A 23466-nucleotide genomic window follows, 5' to 3' on the forward strand; every position below is an offset into this window, starting at 1 on the left:
TTTTAAATTTATCTAATTCGGGTTAAATTAGTAGTTAAATTTGTATGTAACTCCTCCCAAAACTTGTATATCCTGAACAGGGAAATTCACCCAACGCTCATAATTATCTCCTGCCAGATTGTTTCCTTTAATGAAGAAAGATAGTTTATCACTTAATCGATATCCTAAATTTACATTAGCATCAAAATAGGAATCCAGAGTTACGACAGACTCAGGAACTGTAGGTAAAGAAATGACTTGATTATTAATATCTTTTCGTTCACCAACATAAAACAACTGTGCACCTACATACCATTTCTTATTGATTTGGTAATCCATAAGTACTGAAGCTTTTAGCTCAGGGAGATTCCATGCTTCTTGTTCATCTTCTGAACTATAATTAAAATATTCTGCAGAAGCTCCTAATTTAAACTTTTTGCTAATTTCGAAATTTAGCTCTCCATACCCTACTAGTGTATTAACATCATCATAGCGATACGAGAATGAGTTTCCATAATCAAACCCTTCTCGTTGTAATGTTGGTCTAACGTTATTAACAAATAAAGGTTTTTCATCTTCTGAAATATAACTTCCCCTGAAATTATAACTTACTACATCAGATATTTTCCCTTTCAATCCTATATAAGCATCATATAACATATTTGTAGGTTCTATAACCAAAGTTGGGGATACAAAAGGGTTTTTTTGCACTGCATCCCGATATGTATTTTGTTGTAAATCACCTTCAAGTCCGCCATAGGCAATAACAGCTTCTTCTAATAATCTATAGGAAGCAGTTACTTTAGGATAAATAAAGAAATCATTATCACTATTCTCTGTATCAATACTATAATACACTGCTGCTCCAAGATTTAAGGTAAGGTTATCTCTTAATATTACAAGACTTGGATTGACCCCAACATTTAAAACGCCGTACTCATTTGGTGTCTGGAACGCAAGATCGCGTTCGAAACTTCCTTTTAAATAATCTGCGATAAAATTGGTTGTGATTAGGTTGTCTCCAATTTCGAATTCAAAAGTAGGTTTCGCTATCACATGGTGCTCTACAGAACTTAAAGCATCTCCAAAATACCTATAGTTTAATACTGCTTTCTTAAAATACAAATCATCAAATTGAAGTTTCCCTCCTAATTTTGCTCCAAAATAATTTTGTTGTGGATCAATTGCATTAATCTGTTCTTGTGTTAGTGAAGGAATGTCTGGTAATCCATACCAATTGTACAATTGGTGCTCTGCACCTACTTCTATCCCATATGTATAATTTCTTGTACGAGATGTATAATTAAGGTCAAGAAAAGTATTATAAAATTTATCATCTAATTGCACCTCTTCTATGCCTCCCTGTGACGAATTATGATGCAAATACAATCCAATATTATCTGATCGGTTAAGTTGAAAATTACTATAAAACTCTGCAAGAACCGATGTAAAATTCCCAAATCCTAGTGTAGCATAGTTATCATAGATATCTATGGGTTTTGGTCTATCGATATTGGCTGCCCTTCCTTTTGCAGGTGTATATGTAGATGCTACTGGTACCGAAAAAATACTATATCGTATTTGTTTTTTCTGCTGTGTGACAGAATCATTAAGAACAGGAGTCGATTTTACTTTAAATGCATCACTAATTGTTGGTGTGTACGCTTTTACAATAACTACACGTTCTGTCTCCAGAGTTTCATTTTCTTTTTCCTGAGCGAAGCCTTTTATTCCAATTATAAAAATAGGCGCAAAAAGTAATACTCTGGACCTCACAAGTCCTGAAGACTTATGAGATTTGTTTATTTTCTTAAAATATGTAAACATATAACACAACTCGTTTTAATAACTGATTATTACTGCTCGGTTTGGATGGATGAATTTGTTTTTGCCTCTTCGGCTTTGATTTTTCTGAGTTCGGTTTGTGCTTCATCGATAACCTCAGGGAAATCGGTGAAATTTTTAATTACACTTTCCAAAATATATGTGGCTTGATATGCATCTTTAAGTCCGTAAAAGTTTTTGGCCATAAGCACCAGACCTTTAGAACCATACAATCGATATCCAGGAAAATCTTTAGACAATTTTTGAATGGTTTCATTAGAAACCTTGTAGTTCCCATCTAGGTTTTTAAAATACGCATTATAGTATAATGCTTCGGCAGCCAATTCTCCTGTAGCAATTTTTTGTACCTCGGCATATGCTCTCTTTGCACGTTGCATATCTACAGTCTTAAATGCTGCGCGGGCAGTAAAAATCTTAGCATCACTTTTTACATCATTTTGAATTTTTGGATTCGCCAAAACCTTATCAGCATATTCGATAGTTTTTTGATAATTCAACAATTGATAATAAGACTTCATCAGATTAGATTGTGCAAAAATGATATTTTGTGGATAATCGGCATCACTTTCTAAACGTTCTAACACCGGGATTGCTTTTTCATATTTACGATTCTCCAGATATACTTGTGAGAGTCTTGCCAGTGCTTGTTCTGTAAACTCGGTTCTATCCTGTTGCAATACAAATTCGTAATGTGGGATTGTTGCATCTTTATTTCCTTTTTTGAAATACAGCTGCGCCAGGTGAAAATGACTTTTAAGAGCGTGCAAACCATTAGGGAATTCATTGAGGTATTTCTCAAAACCGCTAATCGCACCATTATCATTATTTTCTACAAATTGTTTTTCTGCAGCTTCAAAAGCCGTATTATCCAGATCGGCATCACTAACATCTACAAAACTTAATCCTTTTACCCAGCTAGCATACTCATTTGTTCTTCCTAAATCTACATAGATTAATCGTGCAGTATTCACAGCCTGGATTGCTTCATCAGTACCGGGATATTCTGCAACTACCTTTTTAAATTTAGACAAAGCTCTGTCTCCTTGATTTCCATTATAATAAATTAGTCCTTGCTTTAGTAATGCTTTTGGCACATATGAACTTCTGGGTACATCTCTAATTAGACGATCATAAGCATCAATACCTCGCTGTGTTTTATTTTCAGAAACATACACATCTCCAAGGGCAAACATAGCATCATCACGATATGTTGATCTGGGGTACATTTTTAAGAACATCTCTAGATCCTGGATCTTTTTATTATGTTTATTCACAAAACCATAACTAATTGCTTTTTGATAATGTGCATAATCAGAATCTGGTCCATTTTTTTTGATTGCCAGATTATAAGCTTCCATTGCCGGCCAGTATTTACTAGAAATAAAATGGCTATCTCCTAATCTTAGATATGTATCTGTTTGTCTTGCTTCATCGGTTTTGTTACTCTTAGAAAAAGTTTCAAAATATTGAGCTGCCTGGGGATATTGTTTCAACTTAAAATAAGTGTATCCCATATTATAATCTATATGCTCATACTCACTGGTCGATGAAGCTCCTGTACTGCCTTTAAATTGTTTAAATCCAATCAAAGCATCATCAAAATTGTTTAGTAAGTAATCACTCTCAGCTTTCCAGTATATAGCTTTTGCTGTAAATGCCGGATCCACTTGTTCTTTTAGAGATTTATCAAAATATACTATTGCTTCTGGGTAATTATTTTCAGAATACAATTCTATCCCACGGTAAAAAGCTACTTTTTGATACACTTCTTTATCTGCAAAGTTTCTACTTCCTTCAAGCAGATCCATCGCTTCTTTATAATTCTTTGATGTAATATAAGAGCTGATGAGCAGTTCTTTGATTTCTTCTTCAAATTCTGTATTAGGATATTGATCTAAATAGGAAAGTAAAACTTTTGGGGCACTCTCGAAAGAGTTTCCTATTTCATAGCTTAATTTTGCATAATTATACGTAGCATCTTCTTTGATTTTAGCTTCAAAATCCATTTCAGAAGCGTTCTTAAAAGCATTTAGTGCTTGTTGTTTTTGATCTGTTTTAAGATAAGATTCTGCCAAATGATAATACGCATTTTGGGCTGTTGCATTACGTCCATCTACAATTTTATTAAATTCTGAAATTGCATTCTGATACGCTCCTTGTTTATAATAAGCATATCCCAATAAATAATAATCTGTATTGTTCCATTTGCCTTTTCGTCCTTTATACTCTTTAAGGTATGGAGTTGCTTTATCATACTCACCAAGGTTAAAATAACTCTCTCCTATAATTTTATTTAACTCAGATCTTTCTGATCGTTTCGATTTAGGTAATTGTACTAATCCTTCATTAATAGCTTCTTCAAAATTTCCTGACTTGAAGTTCATATCACTCTGGAAATATGATAAATTCTTATTGTATTGATCCAGATCCTTTACCTCGTCAAACAATTTATCGGCTTCTTTATAATTATCTCCTTCGTAGGCTATAAATCCAAGGTAATACTTTGCTTTGGCACTATATTCTGGAGAATCTTCTACACGATTTAAAAATTTCTTAGCCTCATTAAATCGTTGAATTTTGAAATAGGCATACCCATTATTAAAATTATATTTCTCCTTTTCTGCCCGGCCTAAATTACCTTCATCAACTTTGTCATACCATTTACGCGCGTATGCATACTTACCATTATCAAAATAGTAAGTCGCTGCATCAAGGTATGCTGCATTACGCTTAATACTTGTAGGGTATTGTACTACAAAATCTTCTAAAAGTTGATCTGCTCCTTTTTGATTTAGCCATACTGCACAATTTGCAATATAATAAGTACAATCAGCATCGATATTCTCATCTGTAGAGGCATCTTTGACCTTATCAAATAAGTTTTGAGCGGCCAAAAATTGTTTATTATTATACAATTCGAGAGCCTGATTATACAGTACTAATTCATTGGTGTAAATTGCGGATTGCTGTGCAGACATATATGTAGACAGAACAATCACAAAAAGCATCGAGGTGATGTATTTGTTCATTTAAGTAAGTATTACAATCTAAAAAGTAAATATCGTTTCCCGCGAATAAATTTTGTGTTAAAGATACCCTAATCTTCTATTTTAATAACGAAATATTTTAGATATAATTACATAGTAAATTTAGAATTGTGAATACTTTATGAATATTAAAACTTTACCTTTGGTGTAATTTACCCTACACAGACCAATAAAAATGATAGTTTTGCCTTCAATTTAAGGTTTGGGTTTTATAGAAATTAAAATATTTATTATGAAACTCTGTTATTTGTTTAGAGTAAATGAACTCATTTAAATTTTTTCCATACCTGATTTTTTTTAACAGAAAACTTTTTACTTTTACCAAGTATATTAATTCAGAACCATAAACTATGTCTAATACGGTATTAAGCCTCAAAAATGCTTCAATTTATCAACGCGAAAGTTTAATTCTTTCTGATGTCAATGTTGAAGTAAATAAAGGAGATTTTGTATATCTTATTGGTAAGACCGGTACAGGAAAAAGTAGTTTTATGAAAACATTATATGGGGATCTTCCTTTGTTAGAAGGCGAAGGAAGTATTGTTGATTTTGATTTACCTACCCTTCAAGAAAATCAAATCCCTTTTTTACGCAGAAAATTAGGGATTGTATTTCAGGATTTTAAATTGCTTAATGACAGAACAGTAAAAGGCAATCTTTTATTTGTCCTTAAAGCTACAGGGTGGACAGATGAAAAGGGAATGGACAGTAAAATTGATGATGTATTGGATAAAGTAGGTATGAAAACTAAGGATTTTAAATATCCATATCAACTATCAGGAGGAGAACAACAGCGTATTGCTATTGCCAGAGCATTACTTAATGATCCCGAATTAATATTGGCTGATGAGCCTACCGGAAATCTGGATCCACAAACATCTGTCGAAGTTATGGAAGTTCTAAGGGATATCAATAAAAATGGTAACACCATACTTATGGCAACTCACGATTATGCTTTATTGCTTAAATATCCATCTAAAACATTAAAATGTGATGGAAATAAAGTATTTGAAGTTGTACAAAGAAAAGGGTAAAAAAGAAATCTATAGGTTTTAATAAATCTAGAGCTTCAAGTTAATTTGTTATCTGTTTTCTACATAAATATTAAGAAGCATACATTTACTTTAGCTAGAGTGACTACCCTACTCGCAATCCATTTTTAACCTTTAAATCAGGACTTAATAAAGTTACTTCTTTATCTTCTCCTACTGCACCTAAAACTAAACATTCACTCATTATATTAGCGATTTGTTTTGGCGGAAAATTGACTACAGCTATAACTTGTTTTCCTATGAGTTCTTCGGGTTGCTGGTAGAGTTGCGTAATCTGTGCAGAAGTTTTTCGCTCTCCCAGTTCTCCAAAATCAACAATCATTTTATATGCTGGATTTCGTGCTTCTTTAAAGATTTCTACATTTATTATGGTCCCCACTCGCATATCCACATTCATAAATTCTTTCCATTCTAAATCTCGATCCATTATTTTTTATTTCAAATTATTTCTTAAAAGTATTGAAGTTCTTTTAAAAAATAACACTTTAAGTATTGATCTTTCAAAAGAGCAGTAAAAACCGTATTGAAACAATGTTTTTTACGTATTTGACCGTTGTTAATTGTATTTTACCGATATTTTATTGTTTTTTACAAGCTTAGTTACAGGAATTATTCTTACATTTGTACCACACAAGTAAAATATTGTATACGATAATTCGCCCCAAAATATAGAATTAGCCCCAAATACCCCAATGCATACCCCAAAATATCGACGATAAATCCCGAGTTAACTCGGGATTTTATTTTTAACACCAGTTATAGTTTAAACTTACTGTAATAAAAAACCCCCGAGTTAACTCGGGGGTTTTTTATTTTTATATGTCTACCTATAAAAGAGTTTAAACGATTTTATTTCGTTTACGTTCAACTTCTGTTAAGTAGATTTTACGCAATCTTAAAAAGTTAGGGGTAACTTCTACGTATTCATCTTTTTGGATATATTCTAAAGCTTCTTCTAATGAAAACTTGATCGCAGGTACAATCTTAGCTTTATCATCTGCTCCCGAAGAACGTACATTTGATAATTTCTTCGTTTTGGTGATATTAACAGTCATATCATCACCTCTAGAATTTTCTCCAATCACCTGTCCTTCATAAATATCTTCTCCCGGATCTACAAAGAATTTCCCTCTATCTTGTAACTTATCAATAGAATATGGTATTGCCGAACCTTTTTCCATAGAAACTAATGAACCATTAATACGTCCAGGAATATCTCCTTTAAGTGGCTGATATTCTTTAAAGCGGTGCGCCATAATTGCCTCACCTGCAGTTGCTGTCAATAATTGATTACGCAAACCAATAATTCCTCTAGATGGTATCATAAATTCACATACCATACGATCTCCTTTGGCTTCCATACTAAGCATTTCTCCTTTACGCATAGTTACCATTTCTACAGCTTTTCCTGATACATTTTCAGGTAAATCAATAGTTAATTCTTCAATTGGTTCACATTTAGTACCATCTATTTCTTTAATGATTACTTGTGGTTGTCCAATCTGCAATTCATATCCTTCACGACGCATGGTTTCAATCAATACCGATAAATGCAGTACACCTCGTCCGAATACCAAAAACTTATCTGCACTATCTGTATCATTAACTCTAAGCGCTAAATTTTTCTCCAGTTCTTTTGCTAATCTTTCTTTAATATGTCTGGATGTTACAAATTTTCCGTCTTTTCCAAAGAAAGGAGAATCATTAATTGTAAACAACATACTCATGGTAGGTTCATCGATAGCGATAGTCTTTAACCCTTCAGGGTTCTCTATATCTGCTACAGTATCTCCAATTTCAAAACCTTCGAGTCCTACCAGTGCACAAATATCACCAGCTTCTACTTTTTCTACCTTCATTCTTCCAAGGCCTTCAAAAGTGTGAAGTTCTTTTATTTTAGATTTTTTTATCGTTCCATCTCGTTTTACCAAAGAAACCTGCATTCCTTCGGTCAAGGTTCCTCTTTGTAAACGTCCAATAGCGATACGTCCTGTAAATGATGAGAAATCTAACGATGTGATCAACATTTGAGGAGTACCTTCTTCAATTTTTGGAGCAGGAATATGCTCAATTACCATATCAAGCAGTGGCTCTATATTATCTGTTTCGTTTTTCCAGTCATCACTCATCCAGTTATTCTTAGCAGAACCATATACTGTAGGAAAGTCTAATTGCCATTCTTCTGCACCAAGTTCGAACATCAGGTCAAATACTTTTTCATGAACCTCATCTGGTGTACAGTTTTCTTTATCTACTTTATTAACCACAACACAAGGTTTTAACCCAAGGTCAATTGCTTTTTGCAACACAAAACGAGTTTGTGGCATAGGCCCTTCAAAAGCATCTACCAAAAGTAATACTCCATCTGCCATATTCAATACACGCTCTACCTCTCCTCCAAAATCGGCGTGACCAGGAGTATCAATAATATTAATTTTGGTTTCTTTATAGATAACCGAAACGTTTTTTGAGGTAATGGTAATTCCTCTTTCGCGCTCCAGGTCATTATTGTCCAAAATTAAATCACCTGTGTTTTCATTTTCACGAAATAATTGACAATGGTACATAATCTTATCTACCAACGTAGTCTTACCGTGATCTACGTGAGCAATTATCGCAATATTTTTTATAGCTGTCATAAACGCCTCATTTTTAAGGCTGCAAAGGTACGAGATATTTTGACAGGTTGTATGCGAAAATTTAATTATTAGAAAAGCTCGGTAATTGATTTCATAAAGCTGATCCATGAAACTCCTTTAAATTCTATATTTTAAGCAGTTAGAAGTAAATTAAAGATGATGAATATTGTGTCATTCAACTCTAATAATAAGTATAAATTAAAAAATAACGATAAGTGATTTTTGCTAAACATTTTTTTTATGAATGATTTGTTTTTTAATCAGACTTCTTGTCGTTATCACTTTTACTAATAATTCTTTCCTTCAAATCCTAAAAGACTTATCTTTGCCTTCTTAAAAAAAACATATGGATCTTTCTGAAATAAAAAACTTAAAAAATCTTGATGCAAATAACTTTTTTCTTCTGGCTGGCCCCTGTGCTATTGAAGGAGAAGAGATGGCATTGCGTATTGCAGAAAAAGTAGTTACTATTACTTCTAAACTTAAAATTCCTTATGTTTTTAAAGGGTCATTTAAAAAGGCTAACCGTAGTCGTATTGATAGCTTTATAGGGATTGGTAATGAGAAAGCATTAAAGATTTTACGTAAAGTTGGAGAAACTTTTGAAATTCCAACGGTTACTGATATTCATGAAAATGAGGATGCAGCACTTGCAGCCGAGTATGTAGATATTTTACAAATCCCGGCTTTTTTGGTACGCCAAACAGATCTTGTAGTGGCTGCTGCAAAAACAGGAAAAACAGTTAACCTAAAGAAAGGACAATTTATGAGTCCTGAAGCTATGCAACATGCTGTAAAAAAGGTAAAAGATAGTGGCAATAATAATGCAATGATCACGGATCGTGGAACTATGTTCGGTTACCAGGATATGATTGTTGATTTTAGAGGAATCCCAACGATGAAACAATATGGTACTACTGTACTTGATGTAACACATTCATTACAACAACCTAATCAATCTAGTGGTGTAACCGGAGGAAGACCTGACATGATAGAAACTATCGCGCGTGCAGGAATAGTGACTGGAGTAGACGGTTTATTTATGGAGACACACTTTGATCCTGCTAATGCCAAGAGTGATGGTGCCAATATGTTACATCTTGATCACCTAGAAAAGCTATTGAGCAATTTGGTTGCCATTAGACAAACGGTTAATCAGTTATAAATTTTTCATTTCTAAAAACATAAGCCTCATTAAGGACTTCTATAAGTACCTGATCATCGATATCCTCTATGTTTTGGTATCGAAGAGATTTCACATATTTTCTTTTATCAGATTCTAGTTTTTCCTGGTGTTTGGTAAAATACTGCGCGCTCCAAAATCCTACATCTACATAGCCTTTGGTTACATTAAGATAACAGATCGGACTTTTGCCCACGTAATAAAAAGGAACTCTCCATTTAAACAACAACTCAACCTTTGGTAATGTCGTTTCAACCACCACCTGTAGATGAAGTAATATAGATTTAAAAGGTTCTGATTGTCTTAAAATATATTCTTCTGCTGGATTCATAAATCAAACATATTTTGAAGTTAAAATACTATTAAATTCACATTTACGAATTTTTAAGTCCTAAAATATCAATAAACAACCTCGGAGCAAGTCTCCTATAGGTTACAAAATAAAAAACAATACTTACGAAAAGAATTTAATAAAAAAACATCAACCTAACTGTATTTAAACGACCCCAATAATACAATAATCTACATTTATTTATGAAAAATCTTTATAAAAAACCTCTGCCGAAGTTCCATAAAACTTAACAAAACCTATCTTTTCATTCAAAAGATATGTATGCCATGTTATGTATAAATCATCATAAGACAAACAACCGTTTCTAAAGGATTAGAAAGAAAAGTCATAGAATCTGCATTATCACTAAGTCTCGAAAAAGGAATAAATGATTACACTATTTGGTCTGCAGTTGGCCTTGCGGTTAGAGAACAACAAGGTCTCAAACCATGTATAGAGTTCTAGTGATTCTTACAAATTGGATTCTATCGAGTATAGGTTTTTATTTCCTTTATATCTATCATCTATTAGAAACATATTCTTTACCATAAGATCCATAAGCAACTTTAGGTTTTTACATTAATTCTGCTAAGATATCCTTCAAAATTTATTGTCAATAATCTAAATTTATTAATTTATAAATATCAATAGATTTTAGCTATACTTTTATAATTTTTCAATACCAAAATAGAAGCTATTGGTTTTGTTTTCAAACTATTTTTGTTTTCAACTTTAATATGTTTTAAAAATCCATTTTATGATCACACAAAAGAAAACTTTAGCACTGTTTTTGGGATTAGGCTTCTCTTTGATTGGTTTTTCTCAAAAGATGACAACAAATTTTGGAGCTCCGGTTGGAGACAACCAAAATTCGCAAACTATGGGCGCAAGTGGCCCAGTCTTACTACAAGACATTCACTTAATAGAAAAACTTGCTGCTTTTGACAGAGAACGTATTCCAGAACGTGTTGTACATGCAAGAGGTACAGGGGCTTTTGGATATTTTGAAGCTTCTGCCGATATGTCTGAACACACCATGGCTGTTCCTTTTCAAAAAGCAGGAAAAAAAACAGAAGTCGCGGTTAGATTCTCTACAGTAGCACACGGTAAAGGATCTGCAGAAACAGCAAGAGATCCAAGAGGGTTTGCAGTTAAGTTTTATACAGAACAAGGTAATTATGATATTGTAGGAAACCATCTTCCTATATTTTTTATTAGAGATGCGATAAAGTTTCCTGATTTCATTCATACCGTAAAACCTTCTCCTGTAACAAATAAACAGGATCCAAATCGATATTTTGATTTTTGGAGTCTTTCTCCAGAGGCAACTCATATGGTTACACGATTATTTACTGATTTAGGAATTCCTAAAGGTTACCAGTATATGGATGGAAGTAGTGTTCATGGTTATAAATGGGTTAATAAAAAAGGAAAAGTGGTTTACCTTAAATATACATGGAAAACCAAACAAGGAGTACAAAACCTAACCCCTGCAGAAGCCTCTGCGATTCAAGCCAAAAATATTGGTCATGCTACCGAAAGTTTACGAAAGGATATTGAGGCAAAAAAATTCCCTCAATGGGATTTATTTGTACAATTCATCAAACCAGAAAATTTAAACAGTTTTGATTTTTGGCCTCTAGATGATACGAAACACTGGTCAGAAGAAAAATTCCCTTTGGTAAAAATAGGGACTATGACATTAAACAGAAACCCTGTTAACTTTTTTGAAGAAGTAGAATCAATAGCAATGGCTCCTGGTAACCTAATTCCCGGTGTCGAACCTTCTGAAGACAAAATGCTGCAAGGACGATTATTTTCATATTTTGACACTCAACGCCATAGACTTGGTGGGAATTTTCAGCAGATTAAAGTTAACCAACCAAAAAACAAAGTAGTTAATTATAATTCTGATAGCTGGAATAGTTCTAGAAATAGTAGTTTTCCTAATCCAGACATAAATTACGAACCTAGTAATCATGTAGCTGTTTCTGAAGATAACAAATACAGAAATGCATCCTACAGCTCTTCTGAAAAAACTATAATTGTGCAAGCTCCAATAGAGAAAACAAATAACTATGGGCAAGCAGGAGAATTCTACCGTTCCTTAACCGATATAGAGAAAGAACATTTGATTTCGAACCTAGCTGGAGATTTAGGTCAGGTAAAAAGTAAAGATATTCAAAAGAAAATGATTACTCATTTTTATCGAGCCGACAAAGATTATGGTATGAGAGTAGCTAAAGCACTTGGCTTTTCTGCTAAAGATTTTAAATAAATAGCAACAATATAATGGCCTTTAAAGAAATATAGTTTTATTTCCTTAAAGGTTTTTATCTCATAATTCTTCCGCAATGACAACAAACATAAATATAATTTTTAGTATACTCTTTTTACTCCTTATTACTCCTAATATTGTAAAAAGCCAAGACTTTACAGCTTTAGAACAAGTTATACGTGAAGGAAAACTAGATGTATTAAAAGAGGCTGTAAAAAGAAACAACGACTTATTAAGTTACCAAAATTCAAAAGGGTATTCATTATTAATACTTGCAACATATAATAATCAGTTAGAAATAGTGAATTATCTAATTTCTCAAAAGATTAATATTAATCTTTCAGATAAATCAGGAAATACCGCATTAATGGGGGTTGCTTTTCAAGGACACATAGAAATTGCAAGAACATTAATAAAGAATGATGTAAAAATAGATCAGCAAAATTATAACGGAGCCACTGCCCTTCATTTTGCTGCGACTTTTGGTAATAAAGATATAGCGGACCTCCTTATAGAAGCAAGAGCAAATAAAACTATAAAAAATAGTTTTGGAGACACCCCTTATGATGTAGCCATTAAGCAAGCCAATACAAAACTCGCGAGTATATTAAAATAAATTATCCTTGTGTTAAAAGAAAAAGAACCTGGTCTATTGGGTTCTTTTTTTATACATCCACACCTCCTATCCTTATTAAGTATTATAGTTTATTGGTGGTTATTTTAGTAGCTTCAGAATATCTTAAAGAACTTAATTCATTCGAAAACTTGCACAATTCAATATTTTGATTTTACTTTGTATTTCAAAGTACTTTTTAATATGAGCACAGAAGAATACTTAAAAGACATCACCGAGATCAAAGATATGATGAACAAATCATCCCGTTTTTTCTCGCTTAGTGGTTTATCAGGAATAATGGCCGGTATCTATGCACTTATTGGTGCTGCTGTTGCTTTTTATTTAGACAGTATTATCGGTAGAGGGTATCTAATTCTAAACAGTAAGCTTTTTTATTATATCCTGATAGATTTAGTCATCATAGCATTACTTAGTATTGTAACTGCTATTATTTTAAGCGTTAGAAAAGCCAAAAAAAATAATGAAACCTTATGGAATAGTGCTTCAAAAAGGTTGCTCACTGCTTTTTTAATCCCTTTAATCACAGGAGGTATATACATTATTATAAAAATATCCAGTCACCACTATGGTCTTACTGGTTCGTTAATGCTTATTTTTTATGGTCTTGCTCTGGTGAATGCCTCAAAATATACCATTGGTAACGTAAAATATTTGGGATATATAGAAATTGTATTAGGTTTGGTCTGTGCGCTCTACCCAGGATATGGTTTTTGGTTTTGGGTGCTTGGATTTGGTGTAATGCACATTATATATGGAAGCTTGATATACTTTAATGAGAATTCAAATTCGAAATCTGCATAGACAAAATATTAAATCTGATACGATACATTAGTTTTGATCTATACCTGAGTATTATCAAATAAGCCTGAATATAAAATTTGAAAAGTCTCTTCCCTTATGGGAATAAAGAATGAAAAATATAATTAACAATATAAACAAAGCTTTTGATCATCGAATTCGATTAGGAATTATGTCGATTTTGATTGTAAACGAATATGCTGATTTTAAAATGCTAAAAGAGCTTCTGGGAGCTACCGATGGCAATCTGGCAAGTCATACCAAAGCTTTAGAAAAAGACGAATATATTATGGTAGAGAAATCATTTATTGGCAGAAAACCTAACACAAGGTACAGTGTAACCAAAAAAGGTCGAGAAGCCTTTAAAAAACATGTAGAAGCTATTGAAAAATTACTAAAACAATAGCTATATTTTTTTATCATTTTACTTTGAATTTCAAAGTACTTTTAACATCGCAATGAGAGCATATATATTAGAAACAATTTATGAATTAAGTAAAAAACCGTATCAGAAATGGTTTAAAAAACAACCTTCCTGGGATATTTCGGCAAAAACACTTATTACGTATCCCAAAGAGAGCCTTGGGTTTCATTTAGGCTGCTTTTTGCTACAACATGATTTTAGTCCACAACCAAAATTAGAAAACCATGATGTGTTTCATGTCTTAACCAGCACAGGTATCTCTGTCCCAGAAGAAGTAGCCATGCAATACTATCTTTTAGGCAATGGTAAACGCAGCATATATCTAATCTCTGTCATTTTTATAGGCACCCTACTTTACCCAGACAAAATCAAGCTTTTTAAAAAAGCATATCGAAAAGGCAAAGCTGCTTATCCTTTTCACCAACTGGATTACAAAAAGCTTTTACATCAACCTGTACAAACCTTAAAAACCACATTTTTAATCTCATCATTATGAAAATCATACAACCTATTAACAAGAGCGCTCTTATCGTAGCAACCATAAGCTTTCTTTTGGGAACTTTACTATTACTGTTTTTTCTAATTTCTCAATCTAGCATAGTTTTAGACATAGGTCTTTTTTACGTCATCATAGCATCAGTTCTTAATGTAATCGTCTTTGTAGGACTCATTACTAATGCCATTATCAACTATCAGTACTACAAAGAGAATCTAACAACAATCATATTGGTTATTCTTAATATCCCAATTACTATTGGATATATCATCATTGTTGCCAACAACCCTTTTCTAACATTTTTTTAATCTCATCATTATGAAAATAGAACACCCTATCAATAAAATTGCTATCACTTTGGCCTTAGTTAGTTTTCTTATCGGAACCTCTCTATTGCTACTTTATATATTCTTTAAATGGAGCACCCTTCTATATATAGGAATTAATTATGTTAGAATTGCTTTCCTTGTTAATGTAATTTTTTTGGCATTTCTAATTATCAATGCATTTTTCTTTTCAAAAGACACCAAAGAGAATCTAATCACAATTCTACTCTTTTTACTTAACATCCCTATTACACTTTTATATATCCAAATCGTATAAATACTAATTATTATGAATATTATAGAAAAACAAATGCCATTCATAAAACTATTTACGTTTTCAGTAACATTTAGTTTACTATTATTGGTAATCAGAGCCTTAAAAACAGAATCTTTTTTTTATCTATTCCTGGTCTGGAACCTCTTTTTGGCATGTATACCTTATGCTATTACGATACTACTAAGCATACGCAAAACAAATCAATTCATTTTCTGGCCAGGTTTTATGATATGGCTGGTATTTTTACCTAATTCTCCATACATCTTAACCGATTTACAACATATTAGATTAAGCAACTTACAATCAGTTTGGTTTGATGTTTTACTTATCCTATCCTTTGCCATCAATGGCTTGATCATCGGCTTTGTTTCTTTATGGATGATGCAGACATTGCTTCAGAAAAAATTTTCTAAAAAAATCACAAACCTCATCTCTTACTGTATTCTGCTATTGTGTGGTTTTGGGATATATCTGGGAAGAGTATTGAGATGGAACAGTTGGGATATACTTCAAAATCCATCAGGGATTTTATCAGATATCATAAAAAGAATCCTATTCCCTACCCAACATATTAATACCTGGGCATTTACGATAGGTTTTGGTGGTTTTTTGATCATCACATACCGAATGATTCAATATTATCAAGAAAAAAATAATTAAAAAAATACAATCACTATAAATATTATATCTATGGAAACCCAAAAACAAAAAAAGTCCTTTGGTCAATGGTTAAAGACCTCAATTACCGTTCGAATGTTAATGGTAGGAATACTAATCTTAGTATTATTAATCCCCCTTTCTTACATTAAAGATTTAATACGAGAGCGCTCCTATAGACAAGAAGAAGTTGTTAAAGAGATCAATCAAAAATGGGGAAATGAAGTATTACTATATGGTCCCATTCTTAAAATTCCTTATCAAATACATACCCTAAAAAAAACCTGGGATGACAAAACAAAATCGTATAACGAAGAAGATATTATTACGATAAAACATGCTTTTTTCTTTCCTAATACATTAGATATAAAAGCTAATATCGAATCTGAAACTTTGGGAAGAAGTATCTATGAGTCTGTAGTGTATACTGCCGATATGAAAATAACAGGTTCTTTTACTACTCCAAATTTTGAAACGCAGGATATTGCAGCGGCAGATATTTTATGGAATAAAGCTACTGTGCAAGTGAACTCAACAAACTTAAAGGGTATACGAAGTAATCTGGAACTAAAACTAGGAACAGACCAGTATCCTTTGCGATCTCGATATGCACAAAACTCATATACAAATACTCTGGAAACTAAATTTTTAAAAGAAAACTCTTTACCAAAAGAGAGTACGATCGATTTTAGCCTAGATCTCCTGATTAACGGAAGTGAACAATTACGATTCATCCCTGTGGGTCGTGAGACCAATGTATCCATGACATCAAATTGGGCCTCACCAAGTTTTAATGGTAATTATCTTCCCAATACTAAGACCAAACAGATCTCTGATCAAGGTTTTAAAGCCAACTGGAAAGTATTACAAATCAATAGAGAATTTGAGCAGGAATTTTTTGGAGAATTACCCCATATTAACGCTTCTGCCTTTGGTGTGAAATTACTGATTCCTGTAGATGAATATCAAAAAAGTGAACGCGCTGCCAAGTATGGATACCTTGTGATTGCCCTTACCTTTCTGGTATTCTTTTTAATCCAGGCAATTAGTAAAATTCATATTCATCCATTTCAATATTTAATGGTTGGATTAGCATTAACCATGTTTTATACATTATTGATTTCTATATCAGAACATTCAAGTTTTTTACAAGCATATGCTATAGCTGGTAGCGCAGTAGTTTTACTAATTTCTATGTATTCGAAAGCAATACTTAAAAGCTACAAATTTATGGGGTTTATAGCCGCTTCTTTAGCAGCACTATATGCGTTCATATTTGTGATCATTCAATTAGAGAGTTATGCATTATTAGTAGGAAGTATAGGATTATTCCTAATTCTGGGAACTATAATGATGATATCACGTAAAATTGATTGGAAAAACGATTAAACTCGAATTATACATTATGGAAATTATTATCAAATACATCGAAATAATAAAACGTATGGATCTACTTATTCACCTTCAAGCTACTGGAACACCTGAAGAGTTTGCTTCCCGGTTAGAGGTTTCAAAAACCAAACTTTATCGAATGATTAAGGTGATAAAAAGACTAAACGCTCCAATAAAGTATGATCATTTCTTACAGAGTTTTGTTTATACAGAAGCTGTAGGGTTTACATTTGGGTTTTACCCAAGATATCAAAATCACAAAAAGTCGCGACCTATTAGGATACGATTTCGAGAATAGATCTTAAGAAATCAACAAACAGTTACTATTAATTTCGGTAATTGGTTTGGTCAAATCAATATTACACTGGTTAGTTAGTTGATAAAAGTCGTGCTTCAGATTTTTGAAGTGCGGCTTTTTTATCTACTTTTAGTTCTTATAAAAAAACAGATGAAAAAAACCATTTATATCTCTATCATAGCATGTACTACATTAAGTATGTTTTCGTGCAAAACAGATTCTAAAAACAATCAGAACCTGACTAAAGAGGTCACATTTACCAAAGAAGGTGAACTTTCTTTATTTGATCTAAAAGATTCAATCCCAAATCCAATAACCAAACTAGATATCGAAATTGCCGACTCCGACTACGAAAGAGAAACAGGTTTGATGTATCGCAAATCTATGCAGAAGGATCGGGGTATGTTATTTATATTTTCTGAAGAAGCTCCACATTCGTTTTATATGAAAAACACAAAGTTCCCTTTAGATATCATATTTATAAATGCAAAAAATAAAGTAGTAAGTATCCAAAAAAACGCACAACCTCTTAATGAATCTTCATTACCATCTGAAGGACCAGCACAATATGTGTTAGAAGTTAATGCTAAACTTACTGATACCTGGAATCTTAAAGCTGGTGATTCTATTTCTTTCACCAAGATGTAAAAAAAACAATCAAACCTCATAGATTTTCTAAAACCTATGAGACCTGATAATAACAATAAACAAAAATCCTTTCTAATTGCTTAGAAAGGATTTTTATAATTATAATTTCAAAAGAGATTACTTCTTCTCTTCGGTTTCTTTTTCTTTAGTCTTTAAACCAACTTTACGTACTGTATCATACATTACCGGAGTTGCGATAAATAGTGACGAATAAGTACCTATAATCACACCAATAATTAATGAGAACATAAACCCTCTTAAAGGCACTGCGAATATAAAGATCGCGATCAGTACCAATAATGTGGTTAAAGATGTATTTAAAGTACGACTTAACGTACTATTTAAAGCTCCATTAACGTTTTTATCTAATGGTCTTCCAGTATGCTCGTTGAAGAATTCCCTAATTCTATCAAATACAACCACGGTATCATTTAACGAGTATCCAATTACAGTAAGTATAGCTGCAATGAATGCCTGGTCAATTTCCATATTAAATGGCATAAATTTATAGGTTAAAGAGAATATCCCTAGTACTATCAATACATCATGGAATACTGCCGCAACCGCACCTAAACTAAACTGCCATCTTCTAAATCGCAATAAGATATATAAGAATACAACTATAAGAGACGCAAATACAGACCAAAATGCTGCTTGTTTAATATCATCGGCAATTGTTGGCCCTACTTTCATAGAATGCATAATACCTACTTGCTTATCATCCCCACCATTAGCAAATTGATCATAAGTTAATCCATCTGTTAAATACGGTTTTAAAGCTGTAAATAATTTGTTTGAAATTTCTGTATCTATTTCCTCTCCTGTTTCATCAACTTTATACTTTGTTGTAATTTTTAGTTGATTATTTGTTCCGTAGGTCTTTGCTTGTGCGCTTTCAAAAGCAGCAACAAGATCTTTCTCTACTACAGCAGGAACAACATCTTTTGCAAAACGAACAGTATACGTTCTTCCTCCTACAAAATCTACACCTTGATCCAATCCATTCGTAAATAAAGAACCAATACCTGCTACGATAATAATACCAGAAATGACATACGCAATTTTACGCTTCTTTAAGAAATTAACATTAACGTTCTTAAATAAGTTTTTGGTTGCTCCTGTAGAAAAAGCCAACTCTTTACCATTTTTACCATAACCATCTATAAATAATCTGGTTACAAAAATCGCTGTAAACAATGAGGTTAAAATACCTATTAATAAGGTAGTTGCAAATCCTTTAATTGGTCCAGTACCAATAACTAATAAAATAAGTCCTGTTAGACCTGTAGTTATATTTGCATCAAGTATTGATGATAATGCATTACTAAATCCATCTTTAATAGCATCTACCTGAGATTTACCTTTTGCTAGTTCTTCTCTAATTCGTTCAAATATTAATACGTTTGCATCAACCGACATACCAATCGTTAATACAATACCTGCAATACCAGGAAGCGTTAATACCGCTTTTAATCCTGCTAATACTCCAAAAATAAATAAGATATTAACCACCAAGGCCACATCTGCAAAAAGTCCTGCTTTACCATAGTAAAACACCATCCAGATCAGAATCAATACTAATGCTATTGCAAAAGACATGACACCACTATCAATAGCTTCTTGACCTAATGATGGCCCTACTACTTCACTTTGTATAATATCTGCAGAGGCTGGTAATTTACCTGCTCTTAATACATTTGCCAAATCCTGACCTTCTTCTATAGAAAAATCTCCAGTGATTTCACTTCTTCCTCCACTAATCGCTCCTGTTGTAACTCCTGGAGCAGAATATACTATATCATCTAATACAACTGCTATCTGGCTACTTTGACTAAAAGCACGACCAGTCATTTCTTCCCATTTTTTAGCCCCTTTACCATCCATTTGCATGGTAACCGTTACTTTACCTAATTGGCTATATTCTTGTCTTGCATCTGTAATAACGCCACCACTTAGTTCTGGCTCATTATCTCTATTTCCTTTTATAGCATATAAATCTAAAAATTCAGAATCTTTTTCAGGTTTTCCCCAGGCAAACTTCACAAAACGTTGCTCTACCGGTAATAAAGCTTTTACCTTAGGATCATTAAGATATGCCATAAACTGGTCTGCATTCTTCTTTTCTACAGTAGCTACTACAGGCCCACCTTGTCTTCCTTGTCCTACAATTAGGTCAAACAATGGATTTACCTGTGCTTCAATATCCGTAGAATCTTCTGCATCTTCTAATAAGTTTTCGATAGCTGCATCAGCATCAGTTGTTGTAGAATCAACTTTTGCAGTATCTACTTGAGTAGAATCCACAACCGTTTCACTAGTTTCAGCAACTTTTTCCTTTATTTTATCTACACCTTCAAGATCTTCTTTAATTAGGTTATTGGCAGCAATAAGATGATTAAAGACTTCTTCCATTTTATATACATCCCAAAATTCTAATTGAGCTGTACTAGTTACCAAACTTTTTACTCTCTCTATATCTTTAGCACCAGGAAGTTCTACCAAAATACGACCAGATTCTCCTAAACGCTGGATATTAGGTTGTGTAACTCCAAACTTATCGATACGCTTACGCAATACTTCGAATGCAGATATTACAGACTCGTCAATCTTACGTTTCAGGATAGGTTTAACCTGCTCATTGGTCATATCATAAGTGATATCATCACTTAGATTTTTGTTTGCAAAAATATCTGGTGATGCTAACTTTGCATCCGGAATTTTTTCAAATTCGGTAAAGAAATCATCGATATAATTATTTTGGCTATTTTTCTGCACCTCATCGGTAGCAAGCAAAGCTTGATTAAACGATGGGTCTTTAGATTTATTAGCTAACCCACTTAAAATATCTTTTACAGAGATCTGTAGAATAACATTAATCCCACCTTTAAGGTCAAGCCCTTTATTAAGTTCTTTATCCTTTGCATCATTATATGTAATACCGGCAAAAATTTCTTCTTTACCAATAGAATCTAAATAATTACGCTCTGCGGTCTCCCTTAATTTCGAATAGTCTTTTACGCTTTCGGGATACTTTTGCTGTGCATAAATTTCAGCTTCTGCCTCTTTTGTGTAGGCCATGTATGTATATGACAATTGGTAAATACATACCAAGCCAAATAATATAGCAAATACCCTAACAAGTCCTTTATTTTGCATTATTTATTTATTTTGGTCAAACCTCTGTTAAAACGAGTAATCATATAATACACTCAAGGTTTGACAATTATTTTTAATTATTTAATACTGTGTGATTAAGCTTCATCAAACTATTGACAAAAGCTCTATTTAAAATATGATTAGTTTTCAGGAATTTCTTAAAAGCTGTGAATTCCAATCAAGAGATTGGTCCAGCTCTTACTTCTGGAATGTTATGCGAAGTATTATCTATTGCAATTGCAATATTTGTATTTACTTTTTGGGCTACCTTTATAAGCCTATCTATATAATCGGTATCTATTCCTTTAGCAAAACTATACGAGTTAGAACCAGAATAGCCATCGCGTTCATGTTTTACTTCTAAAACATACTTACCATTAAAGTCAGCATCAAAATCTGTACTTTTTTGGATCTCATAAACATCGAGATTATAGTCTTTAGAATTTTTATTTAAAGGAAACTGGTTGTCATCTTCATTTTGATCGTAAAAAACATGATCCAGGGCTACATCTTGTGCTTCAGAAAGTATTCTTTTTATATAGTCTACATCTGCATCGCTGTAATAAGCAATTTTAAGCTTGCCGTTTTTTAATCCTTTTGATATTCTGGTGTGTTCAACTCCAATGGATTGCAATTGTTTCTTTACACTTGTGATCGCATTTTCGGCTTCTAGAGAAGTAACATCATCATTAATAAACTCTAATACAATTTCCTGATTAGGTACAACAGTTTGTTGTTGAATAACAACAAGTAATGCTAATGCACTGATTAAAGTTCCGAAGTACCATTTCTTCTTCATTCGGCAAATATAAAAAAATTAAAACTGCATTTCTAAAGTCTTTAAATAAATATCTGTTGCAATCTTTGAACATCAAAACGTATGAGTTTCAATTTTGGTATTTATCGCTATTCAAAATAGCATCAAAACCCGAATTTTGTTCTATAGCAAAGGCTTTATTCATTAGTGAAACGTATATCAGTATAACTATATTAAAACAGTAAGAGCTGCCTAAAAAAGCAGCTCTTACTAAATATATTTAGGATGTATTATAATTCTAATAATCCATTTGTCTTCTTAACACCTTCTGCACTTTCTGCAAGTTTAGCTTTTTCTGCATCGCTAAGTTCTATTTCTACAATCTTTTCGATTCCGTTTCTACCTAATACAACTGGCGCACCAATACAAAGGTCATTTAATCCATATTCTCCTTCTAATAAGGTAGAACAAGGGAAAATTTTCTTTTGATCACAAGCAATTGCCTGCACTAAACCAGATACTGCTGCTCCCGGAGCATACCATGCAGATGTACCCAATAATTTGGTTAATGTAGCTCCACCAACTTTAGTATCTGCAGCTACTTGTTCTATTCTTTCTTCTGAAATAAATTCTGAAACAGGTACACTATTTCTTGTAGCCAATCTTGTTAATGGTACCATACCTTTATCACTATGACCACCAATTACCATCCCATCAACATCAGAAATAGGAGCACCTAATGCTTCTGCTAATCTGTATTTAAAACGAGCACTATCCAAAGCACCACCCATACCAATAATTCTATTTTTAGGAAGGTTGGTTGTTTTATGTACTAAATAGGTCATTGTATCCATAGGGTTACTAACCACAATAATAATAGCATTAGGAGAATGCTCTATTAAACTTGAAGATACTGTTTTAACAATACCTGCATTAATACCAATCAATTCTTCTCTTGTCATTCCTGGTTTACGAGGAATTCCTGAAGTAATTACAGCAATATCACTTCCTGCAGTTTTAGAATAATCTCCTGTAGTACCAGTGATTTTGGTATCAAACCCATTTAAAGAAGCTGTTTGCATCAGATCCATCGCTTTTCCTTCTGCATATCCTTCTTTAATATCTAACACGACTACTTCTGAAGCAAAATTCTTTATTGCTATGTATTCAGCGCAACTAGCACCTACTGCACCAGCTCCTACTACTGTAACTTTCATGGTATATTTTTTTGAATGTAATTAAACTT

21 protein-coding genes are annotated in these 23466 nt (G+C 32.7%); 13 read left to right on the plus strand and 8 right to left on the minus strand.

All coding sequences use genetic code 11. The features are described from left to right. Positions 1 to 27 precede the first annotated feature (27 nt). Both Z054_RS0104740 and Z054_RS0104745 read right to left on the minus strand, forming a co-directional pair. The gene (locus Z054_RS0104740; RefSeq protein WP_152538469.1) at positions 28 to 1806 is read right to left on the minus strand and encodes a TonB-dependent receptor; all 1779 of its coding nucleotides are present in this window, start codon (positions 1804 to 1806) and stop codon (positions 28 to 30) included. 29 nt (positions 1807 to 1835) lie between these two features. Continuing rightward, complete coding sequence (locus tag Z054_RS0104745; protein WP_024768941.1) at positions 1836 to 4853, minus strand: tetratricopeptide repeat protein; 3018 nt, start codon at positions 4851 to 4853, stop codon at positions 1836 to 1838. Between the two features lie 368 nt (positions 4854 to 5221). Here Z054_RS0104745 and Z054_RS0104750 point away from each other — a divergent pair, with 368 nt between their 5' ends. Continuing rightward, positions 5222 to 5905 carry a cell division ATP-binding protein FtsE gene (locus tag Z054_RS0104750; RefSeq protein ID WP_024768942.1) on the plus strand — a complete coding sequence of 228 codons (684 nt, stop codon included), beginning with the start codon at positions 5222 to 5224 and terminating at the stop codon, positions 5903 to 5905. A gap of 103 nt (positions 5906 to 6008) precedes the next feature. Here Z054_RS0104750 and Z054_RS0104755 read toward each other — a convergent pair whose 3' ends face one another. Further along, positions 6009 to 6350 carry a tRNA-binding protein gene (locus tag Z054_RS0104755; RefSeq protein WP_024768943.1) on the minus strand — a complete coding sequence of 114 codons (342 nt, stop codon included), beginning with the start codon at positions 6348 to 6350 and terminating at the stop codon, positions 6009 to 6011. A gap of 412 nt (positions 6351 to 6762) precedes the next feature. Continuing rightward, complete coding sequence (gene typA, locus Z054_RS0104760; protein WP_024768944.1) at positions 6763 to 8562, minus strand: translational GTPase TypA; 1800 nt, start codon at positions 8560 to 8562, stop codon at positions 6763 to 6765. 346 nt (positions 8563 to 8908) lie between these two features. Here typA and kdsA point away from each other — a divergent pair, with 346 nt between their 5' ends. Continuing rightward, positions 8909 to 9727, plus strand: a complete 819-nt coding sequence (gene kdsA, locus Z054_RS0104765; protein WP_024768945.1) for a 3-deoxy-8-phosphooctulonate synthase — start codon at positions 8909 to 8911, stop codon at positions 9725 to 9727. On the opposite strand, the gene Z054_RS0104770 is transcribed toward kdsA, so the two are convergent. Then, positions 9714 to 10076, minus strand: coding sequence for a DUF1801 domain-containing protein (locus Z054_RS0104770; RefSeq protein ID WP_024768946.1), 363 nt, complete (start codon positions 10074 to 10076; stop codon positions 9714 to 9716). The two genes, kdsA and Z054_RS0104770, sit on opposite strands and share 14 nt — an antisense overlap. A 757-nt stretch (positions 10077 to 10833) precedes the next feature. On the opposite strand from Z054_RS0104770, the gene Z054_RS27870 reads away from it, so the two are divergent. From Z054_RS27870 to Z054_RS0104825, 11 genes are all read left to right on the plus strand, one after another. Further along, entirely contained in the window at positions 10834 to 12354 is a 1521-nt protein-coding gene (locus tag Z054_RS27870; protein ID WP_035090544.1) for a catalase, read from the plus strand. Between the two features lie 76 nt (positions 12355 to 12430). After that, a complete protein-coding gene (locus Z054_RS0104780) occupies positions 12431 to 12970 on the plus strand; it encodes an ankyrin repeat domain-containing protein (protein ID WP_024768947.1) in 540 nt (179 codons plus the stop codon). Between the two features lie 201 nt (positions 12971 to 13171). Next, complete coding sequence (locus tag Z054_RS0104785; RefSeq protein WP_024768948.1) at positions 13172 to 13792, plus strand: hypothetical protein; 621 nt, start codon at positions 13172 to 13174, stop codon at positions 13790 to 13792. Between the two features lie 109 nt (positions 13793 to 13901). After that, positions 13902 to 14195, plus strand: a complete 294-nt coding sequence (locus Z054_RS0104790) for a winged helix-turn-helix domain-containing protein (protein ID WP_024768949.1) — start codon at positions 13902 to 13904, stop codon at positions 14193 to 14195. A 52-nt stretch (positions 14196 to 14247) separates the two neighbouring features. Continuing rightward, entirely contained in the window at positions 14248 to 14709 is a 462-nt protein-coding gene (locus Z054_RS0104795) for a Coq4 family protein (protein ID WP_024768950.1), read from the plus strand. Then, complete coding sequence (locus Z054_RS0104800) at positions 14706 to 15017, plus strand: hypothetical protein (RefSeq protein ID WP_024768951.1); 312 nt, start codon at positions 14706 to 14708, stop codon at positions 15015 to 15017. The genes Z054_RS0104795 and Z054_RS0104800 overlap by 4 nt, the downstream gene beginning before the upstream one ends. A gap of 10 nt (positions 15018 to 15027) precedes the next feature. Then, positions 15028 to 15312 (plus strand): hypothetical protein, encoded by a 285-nt coding sequence (locus tag Z054_RS0104805; protein ID WP_024768952.1) that lies wholly within the window; start codon positions 15028 to 15030, stop codon positions 15310 to 15312. 12 nt (positions 15313 to 15324) lie between these two features. Next, complete coding sequence (locus Z054_RS0104810) at positions 15325 to 15972, plus strand: DUF1361 domain-containing protein (RefSeq protein WP_024768953.1); 648 nt, start codon at positions 15325 to 15327, stop codon at positions 15970 to 15972. A gap of 30 nt (positions 15973 to 16002) precedes the next feature. Next, the gene (creD, locus tag Z054_RS0104815) at positions 16003 to 17358 is read left to right on the plus strand and encodes a cell envelope integrity protein CreD (protein WP_024768954.1); all 1356 of its coding nucleotides are present in this window, start codon (positions 16003 to 16005) and stop codon (positions 17356 to 17358) included. Between the two features lie 16 nt (positions 17359 to 17374). Beyond that, on the plus strand, positions 17375 to 17659 hold the full coding sequence (locus tag Z054_RS0104820) for a hypothetical protein (protein ID WP_024768955.1): 285 nt from the start codon (positions 17375 to 17377) through the stop codon (positions 17657 to 17659). A gap of 150 nt (positions 17660 to 17809) precedes the next feature. Continuing rightward, entirely contained in the window at positions 17810 to 18307 is a 498-nt protein-coding gene (locus tag Z054_RS0104825; protein WP_024768956.1) for a DUF192 domain-containing protein, read from the plus strand. Positions 18308 to 18424: 117 nt separating this feature from the next. On the opposite strand, the gene secDF is transcribed toward Z054_RS0104825, so the two are convergent. From secDF to mdh, 3 genes are all read right to left on the minus strand, one after another. Then, positions 18425 to 21463, minus strand: a complete 3039-nt coding sequence (secDF, locus tag Z054_RS27875) for a protein translocase subunit SecDF (RefSeq protein WP_035090547.1) — start codon at positions 21461 to 21463, stop codon at positions 18425 to 18427. A gap of 178 nt (positions 21464 to 21641) precedes the next feature. Next, complete coding sequence (locus Z054_RS0104835; RefSeq protein ID WP_024768957.1) at positions 21642 to 22262, minus strand: hypothetical protein; 621 nt, start codon at positions 22260 to 22262, stop codon at positions 21642 to 21644. Positions 22263 to 22510: 248 nt separating this feature from the next. Continuing rightward, positions 22511 to 23437, minus strand: a complete 927-nt coding sequence (gene mdh, locus Z054_RS0104840) for a malate dehydrogenase (protein WP_024768958.1) — start codon at positions 23435 to 23437, stop codon at positions 22511 to 22513. Positions 23438 to 23466: the final 29 nt, after the last annotated feature.

It is taken from the genome of Aquimarina macrocephali JAMB N27, from assembly GCF_000520995.1.
In the GTDB taxonomy this organism is placed as follows: domain Bacteria; phylum Bacteroidota; class Bacteroidia; order Flavobacteriales; family Flavobacteriaceae; genus Aquimarina; species Aquimarina macrocephali.

What these genes read in the sequence shown, in the direction of transcription:
- Z054_RS0104740 (WP_152538469.1), bottom strand. Translation starts at nt 1,806, where the DNA reads ATGTTTACATATTTTAAGAAAATAAACAAATCTCATAAGTCTTCAGGA.
- Z054_RS0104745 (WP_024768941.1), bottom strand. Translation starts at nt 4,853, where the DNA reads ATGAACAAATACATCACCTCGATGCTTTTTGTGATTGTTCTGTCTACA.
- Z054_RS0104750 (WP_024768942.1), top strand. Translation starts at nt 5,222, where the DNA reads ATGTCTAATACGGTATTAAGCCTCAAAAATGCTTCAATTTATCAACGC.
- Z054_RS0104755 (WP_024768943.1), bottom strand. Translation starts at nt 6,350, where the DNA reads ATGGATCGAGATTTAGAATGGAAAGAATTTATGAATGTGGATATGCGA.
- typA (WP_024768944.1), bottom strand. Translation starts at nt 8,562, where the DNA reads ATGACAGCTATAAAAAATATTGCGATAATTGCTCACGTAGATCACGGT.
- kdsA (WP_024768945.1), top strand. Translation starts at nt 8,909, where the DNA reads ATGGATCTTTCTGAAATAAAAAACTTAAAAAATCTTGATGCAAATAAC.
- Z054_RS0104770 (WP_024768946.1), bottom strand. Translation starts at nt 10,076, where the DNA reads ATGAATCCAGCAGAAGAATATATTTTAAGACAATCAGAACCTTTTAAA.
- Z054_RS27870 (WP_035090544.1), top strand. Translation starts at nt 10,834, where the DNA reads ATGATCACACAAAAGAAAACTTTAGCACTGTTTTTGGGATTAGGCTTC.
- Z054_RS0104780 (WP_024768947.1), top strand. Translation starts at nt 12,431, where the DNA reads ATGACAACAAACATAAATATAATTTTTAGTATACTCTTTTTACTCCTT.
- Z054_RS0104785 (WP_024768948.1), top strand. Translation starts at nt 13,172, where the DNA reads ATGAGCACAGAAGAATACTTAAAAGACATCACCGAGATCAAAGATATG.
- Z054_RS0104790 (WP_024768949.1), top strand. Translation starts at nt 13,902, where the DNA reads ATGAAAAATATAATTAACAATATAAACAAAGCTTTTGATCATCGAATT.
- Z054_RS0104795 (WP_024768950.1), top strand. Translation starts at nt 14,248, where the DNA reads ATGAGAGCATATATATTAGAAACAATTTATGAATTAAGTAAAAAACCG.
- Z054_RS0104800 (WP_024768951.1), top strand. Translation starts at nt 14,706, where the DNA reads ATGAAAATCATACAACCTATTAACAAGAGCGCTCTTATCGTAGCAACC.
- Z054_RS0104805 (WP_024768952.1), top strand. Translation starts at nt 15,028, where the DNA reads ATGAAAATAGAACACCCTATCAATAAAATTGCTATCACTTTGGCCTTA.
- Z054_RS0104810 (WP_024768953.1), top strand. Translation starts at nt 15,325, where the DNA reads ATGAATATTATAGAAAAACAAATGCCATTCATAAAACTATTTACGTTT.
- creD (WP_024768954.1), top strand. Translation starts at nt 16,003, where the DNA reads ATGGAAACCCAAAAACAAAAAAAGTCCTTTGGTCAATGGTTAAAGACC.
- Z054_RS0104820 (WP_024768955.1), top strand. Translation starts at nt 17,375, where the DNA reads ATGGAAATTATTATCAAATACATCGAAATAATAAAACGTATGGATCTA.
- Z054_RS0104825 (WP_024768956.1), top strand. Translation starts at nt 17,810, where the DNA reads ATGAAAAAAACCATTTATATCTCTATCATAGCATGTACTACATTAAGT.
- secDF (WP_035090547.1), bottom strand. Translation starts at nt 21,463, where the DNA reads ATGCAAAATAAAGGACTTGTTAGGGTATTTGCTATATTATTTGGCTTG.
- Z054_RS0104835 (WP_024768957.1), bottom strand. Translation starts at nt 22,262, where the DNA reads ATGAAGAAGAAATGGTACTTCGGAACTTTAATCAGTGCATTAGCATTA.
- mdh (WP_024768958.1), bottom strand. Translation starts at nt 23,437, where the DNA reads ATGAAAGTTACAGTAGTAGGAGCTGGTGCAGTAGGTGCTAGTTGCGCT.